Origin of the sequence: Pseudalkalibacillus sp. JSM 102089 (assembly GCF_041366475.1) — a bacterium.
GTDB lineage: Bacteria > Bacillota > Bacilli > Bacillales > Guptibacillaceae > Guptibacillus > Guptibacillus hwajinpoensis_B.
In genome coordinates this window covers 1-5,405 of the sequence record NZ_JBEWYW010000027.1, presented here as the reverse complement: position 1 = coordinate 5,405, position 5,405 = coordinate 1, and the positions used below count along the sequence as shown (strand labels likewise).

6 protein-coding genes are annotated in these 5,405 nt (G+C 29.6%); 5 read left to right on the top strand and 1 reads right to left on the bottom strand.

Features of this window, described 5'->3' with window-relative positions; all coding sequences use genetic code 11:
• Positions 1 to 779 precede the first annotated feature (779 nt).
• The 5 genes from ABVF21_RS22590 (at position 780) to ABVF21_RS22570 (ending at position 5,088) form a co-directional block, all read left to right on the top strand.
• On the top strand, positions 780 to 1,163 hold the full coding sequence (locus tag ABVF21_RS22590) for a hypothetical protein (RefSeq protein WP_303534031.1): 384 nt from the start codon (positions 780 to 782) through the stop codon (positions 1,161 to 1,163).
• Positions 1,164 to 1,348: 185 nt separating this feature from the next.
• On the top strand, positions 1,349 to 2,179 hold the full coding sequence (locus ABVF21_RS22585; RefSeq protein WP_303534028.1) for a hypothetical protein: 831 nt from the start codon (positions 1,349 to 1,351) through the stop codon (positions 2,177 to 2,179).
• 750 nt (positions 2,180 to 2,929) lie between these two features.
• Complete coding sequence (locus ABVF21_RS22580) at positions 2,930 to 3,739, top strand: hypothetical protein (protein WP_303534026.1); 810 nt, start codon at positions 2,930 to 2,932, stop codon at positions 3,737 to 3,739.
• Between the two features lie 13 nt (positions 3,740 to 3,752).
• A complete protein-coding gene (locus ABVF21_RS22575) occupies positions 3,753 to 4,397 on the top strand; it encodes an ATP-binding cassette domain-containing protein (protein WP_303534025.1) in 645 nt (214 codons plus the stop codon).
• Positions 4,398 to 4,404: 7 nt separating this feature from the next.
• Entirely contained in the window at positions 4,405 to 5,088 is a 684-nt protein-coding gene (locus ABVF21_RS22570; protein ID WP_303534024.1) for a hypothetical protein, read from the top strand.
• 138 nt (positions 5,089 to 5,226) lie between these two features.
• Here ABVF21_RS22570 and ABVF21_RS22565 read toward each other — a convergent pair.
• Positions 5,227 to 5,405: ATP-binding protein (locus tag ABVF21_RS22565; RefSeq protein WP_371019019.1), on the bottom strand; the 179-nt coding region annotated here is incomplete at its 5' end.

Sequence of the window (5,405 nt, the reverse complement as noted above, 5' to 3'; positions counted from 1 at the left end):
TTAATATCAAAGGTGGGTCTTACAGATTAAGAGAAAAAGTAAAAGCTGGCATACAGCCAGCTAAGATACGCTAATATTAGGGAATTTGTTTCCGTTGAAATTAGGGAATTTTAAACCGTTATTGACAGCAGGATTGTTGAAGACTCAGTTTCGAGATAATTTGAGATTCAGATTAATAAGTGAACTATTTTAATTTTACATCATATACAAAATAAGGTAAAAAAACTGTTAATTAATAATCTCCTAGGTGGTGCTACTAATGAAGCATGATTAAGCACGGGTTTTAATATTATCGCAAATAAAGAACCGGGCTTTGTGGAAATTTTGTTGATTTACGTGAAAGGACATGAATGGAAATGGATGAAGTGGAGTATTGTAGAAATTCTAGGACGATTGTATTAAGTTCAAAAGGTTCTTAAGGTTGAGTTATAGTAATCATTTGGCAAATTTTACAATGTATAAGAATGGGACTTTTGTCATTAAATAATAACTTTAATTATAGTAAACTAATAAAAAGTACTCAAATCACCACATTCTACTTTGGGTATATGTACCTATTTATTCGATTGGACATCTTGTTTAAATCAGATCTACATTTGAATGGAATTTCTTATTATACAAACGTTCTTAACGTTCATGAGCCTTTTAGAATTCCATTTTTAAAAGTAAAGCACGATATTAAACTACTTTTTCTTTAGGTCTATTGTCATCGTTGACAAAAATTAACTGTTTTATTAGCATAATATTTGTTCCATTAATTCACTAGGGGAGGAATTATTATGAAGAAAAAATTAGTAGCAGGGGTTTTATGTGCAGCAATGGTGGTTCCAACTGCAGCAAGTGCAGCATACCAAGGTTATGTTGGGTATAGCCTTCCTTCATTTTCAGGAAATAACTACACTGGTTACCACGAGAAAGCAACGTCAGACGACTACATTAAAAATATTGTTGAGAATTATGAAGGAACTAGTACAGGTAACTTTTGGGCTCAAGATTCCGGCGGTTCCATTTCATCGAAGTACAATCAAAAAGAAGGAAGTTATGCGAAAATCAACTTTAACCAAGGTGGTAAATCTAAAGGAAACGATGTAAGAATGGCCATGGAAAATGAAGAGTATTGGAGTACCAACGCCTTTGTTGCTGGTCGTGTAGATTTTAGATAATCATTGTTTCAATTGAAGAATTTGATTTCTAATCTATTGAAACGTCATATAAAGTCCATATTACAATAGTAATATGGATTTTATGACGTTTTACTGTGCTTTCCAATATTTATAAAATTAATAAATTAGCTTATTAAATGAATATCCATACTACATTAATTTATTTTTTTAAGGGATGTGAAACTATGAATACATTAAAAATGGAGATAATAAATTCCTTAAAAAGAAAAGAACTTCATTTTGTTTTTATTTTTATGCTTATTGTTGCAGTTTCTGCATTTTTAATTGAATGCCTAGCGTTTTATGGATCTGATATTCGGTTTGTAAGGTCAGCTGCAGAAAGCACTCTTATGCAAGGGGTATATGCAAGTTCGGTAAGGTCAACATTGTTTTTTGTCCTTCCCATAATTTGTTCACTTGTTTATTCTGATTCATTTTATGTTGATTATAATAACGGGGTATACAAAAACATTATATCTAGAGTGAGCAAAGGAAAATATATTTTCACAAAGTCTTTAGTAGTGTTTAGTAGCACCTTTCTCGTGTTTTTTTTCACATTATTTATTAATGAATTATTGTGTCTTATCACATTTCCTCAGACAGGACTTGATAATATTGCTTCTTTGCCACCCTATGATATTGGAATTCAAAACTATAATGAGTCTTACGTTTTTGATAAGTTACGATTAGAATCCCCTTTTTTATTCAATACTTTATCAGTTTTTATCATTAGTATTTTTGCAGGGTTGTTAAGTTTAGTAACCTACTCCATCTATTTTATGTTCTTAACAAAAAATAAAATTGTAGGCATAATGGTTACTTTTATTTTCTATATTTTAATCAATATTGGACTCGCAATGCTCGATTTTGCCAAATTAACGATGTTTAATCAATTAAACCCAAGTCATGTCGGGACTATAGCTCAATTAGTAGCTTGGATAATTGGATTGTTGATTATTGCTGCTTACTTTATTTATAAAAAAGGGATAAAAAAAGAATGGGTTATTGAGAGTTAAAGGAAGGTACATAAATGGATCGTACTTCAAAAGAAATCATAATCATTTATTTAAAGTCAAAAAAAGTAATTTTTACATTCTTTTTGTTATTGATAGTATTTTCAATTAATGCCATTTCACTTAAGAATAATGATTTTAATAATGATCTTATACTAATTCAATTTTTTCAGATGAACTTTAATAAATTAATAGTCTTGTTTATTATTGTGCCGTGCTTCTTCTTTTTATTAAATGAGGCATTAAGTATGTTTGACCAACACAAAATTTTAATAAGGTATACATTTATAAAAAAATGGTGGTTGCAAAAAACTATAACCTTATGTTTCATAACATTTTTATTTGTTTTGATAGTTAATGTCCTTTTTATCATTTCTCTTATAGGGACAGGGGTTATTGCTTACTTTAGTATTAGCTTTTTTATATACTGGTTTTTAGGTTTTTTTCTTCAATATATTGGATTTATTCTAATAAGCAGTATATACCTTACGTTAGTATATTTATTTAATAACAATTTCCTCTCTATAATAGTAACCTACCTTTTTTTGATTTTTCCTTTTTCAATAACTGGTTTATTTTTTGTTAAGGTATATACTTTTCCGGAATTTATGTATTTAAGTAATGTATTTGATTATGATTCAACCATACCCAATTTTCTAATTGGATTTCCTATTTCAGCCCTAATTTCGTGTTCAATATTAATGTGCAATTACTATATTATTAAACGTCAAGATATATTTTGGAGTAAATAAAATGTATTTACGAAAAATCGCTCACAATCAAGTTTTTAAAAATTTACTTTTTACTATTGGATTAAGTGTAATTTCGAGTTGGTATTACATAGGATATGCTAATGCCGTTTCTTCAGAAACTTCAAGTATAGGTATGCTAATATTTTTAACGTATAGCAGTTTAGAATTTTCAAGTATTAAACATGTGATACCAGTGTTAATTTGGATGCTCCCACAGTTTTTCTTAGTTTATATTTTAGGGCAATCTATTAACAATTCGTTTAGAAATAACGCTAAATATATTTTTACGAGAACGAATAATAGGACAAAATGGTTAATGAAAAATGTAAATCAACTATTTCTAAATAACTTTCTATTTTTTATAGTACATTTTTCAGTGGTCATTCTTATGGGGTATTTAAATGGAATGTTAATTAAGACATCATACGGTCTATTGATTATTGGAGTTGTTTTTTTTCTTCAAGTATCAGTTAGTTACTTGCTGCTATTAGTTATTAATATATCTTCATTATTTTTTAATCTTACATATTCATATGCAGTGATTTTGTCGCTTCATATATTTTCCATTATGATAATAGGAATAATCGGAGAATTAACCCCACAATATTTAGTGCTCTGTAAATGGTTGCCTGTATCCCATATATTTCTAGCTTGGCATGATTTGAAAATGATTGAAGATTTTCAATCAATCTTAACAATTAATTATATTCAGAGATTTGATTTGATCTTTTCTATAGGTTATTTACTAGTATGTTACTTAGTAATTATCTGGATCTCTATAGCAAGGATTAAAAAAATTGATATCTATTAGGAGGGAAAAGGTATTGAAATTCATTGAAATAAAAAATTTAACAAAAGTAATTAAGGGTACAGAAATATTGAAAGATATAAATCTATCCTTAACAGCAGGTAGAGTTTATGGTTTTGTTGGTGGTAATGGATCGGGAAAAACTATGCTCTTCAGAGCAGTCAGTGGTTTAATAAAACCTACTCACGGAACAATTAAAATAAAAAATGAAGTTTTACATAAAGATATTTCCTTTCCTAGAGATATAGGAGTCATCATTGAGGCGCCAGGTTTTTGGGATCATCTTACAGGATTTGAAAATTTAAAATTGCTAGCGAAAATCAAAGGGAAAATAAATGATAATGACATTCGAAATGTTTTAGAAAAAGTAGGGCTTCAAAAAAATGATCTTAGAACATATCAAAAATATTCACTTGGAATGAAACAGAGGCTAGCTATAGCTCAAGCAATAATGGAATCACCAACACTTCTTATTTTAGACGAACCGACAAATGCATTAGATGAAGATGGAGTTAATCTTGTGCGGTCTATTCTTTTAGAGGAAAAGAAAAAAGGTGTTACTATTCTAATAGCTAGTCATAATAAAGAAGACATTAGTACACTTACTGACGATATATTTAAAATGAATAGTGGAAAATTAGTGGAATTAGAGAAAGGATAACAATTCGATGAAGAAGCTAATCAAGACATTATATATGGTGGCTACTGCTTTAATTATTGGAAGTATTATCTTCGGTCTAGTTACAAAGAACTCATTCGTAGAAAATGATACGACCAATATATCCAAAGAGTATGAAAATTCAATAGTCTCATTAAATGATAACGACGAATTTAGTAAAAAATATTTTAATAATAATATAGAAAATATTGATCAATTAATTGGGGAATCAGATCTTATCGTTAAAGGACAAGTTACAAATGATAGGATCTTGTTTAACCAATCTTTAAAAACAAAAATTGTCATTAACCAAGTAATAAAACAAACTTCTGGAAATGTTAAATCTGGAAATGAAGTTTATGTTTTTGAACCTAGTTATTTTCTTTATGATACTTACGTTGTGGAAGCAGGGTACAATATTATGAAGGAAAACGAAGAATATATCTTATTTTTAAAACATTTAGATGTACCGAAAGACTATGAATATAAGAACAATGAGGCAATCACTTTTCTCCCCACATCCACATATTTCGGGAAATATAATCTCGATAAAAAGGGTAATACGAAGGTGTTAACTAATATAAACCAAATATCATATGAGAAAGTCCAAAATTTTGGGGTTATTTCCGGTAATGAAAATTTAGTTAGTAAATTTGAGAGTTTTAAACAAGAAATTGAGAATGAATTTTATTAACCATCGTCCTGAGTATTGCGGAACGAAAAAGCCACTTGTGCGAAGTTTTGAGCCATCAATTGCGGAGAATGGAGCCAGTGAATGCATAGAAGAGAGCCACCGGGTAAATTTCACTAGTGACTCTCTTCTTTAATATGGTCAACGAGGAGCGACTAAACTATGCCTTTCACGCATTGATATGTGGCCATCGATTATTATTTTATAAGAGTCATGTACAATCCGGTCAAGAATCGCATCAGCTACCTGGGCTTGTCCGAGTTTGGAATGCCACCCTTCGGGTGAGAACTGGGAACAAAAGATGGTAGAAGTCCGCTTGA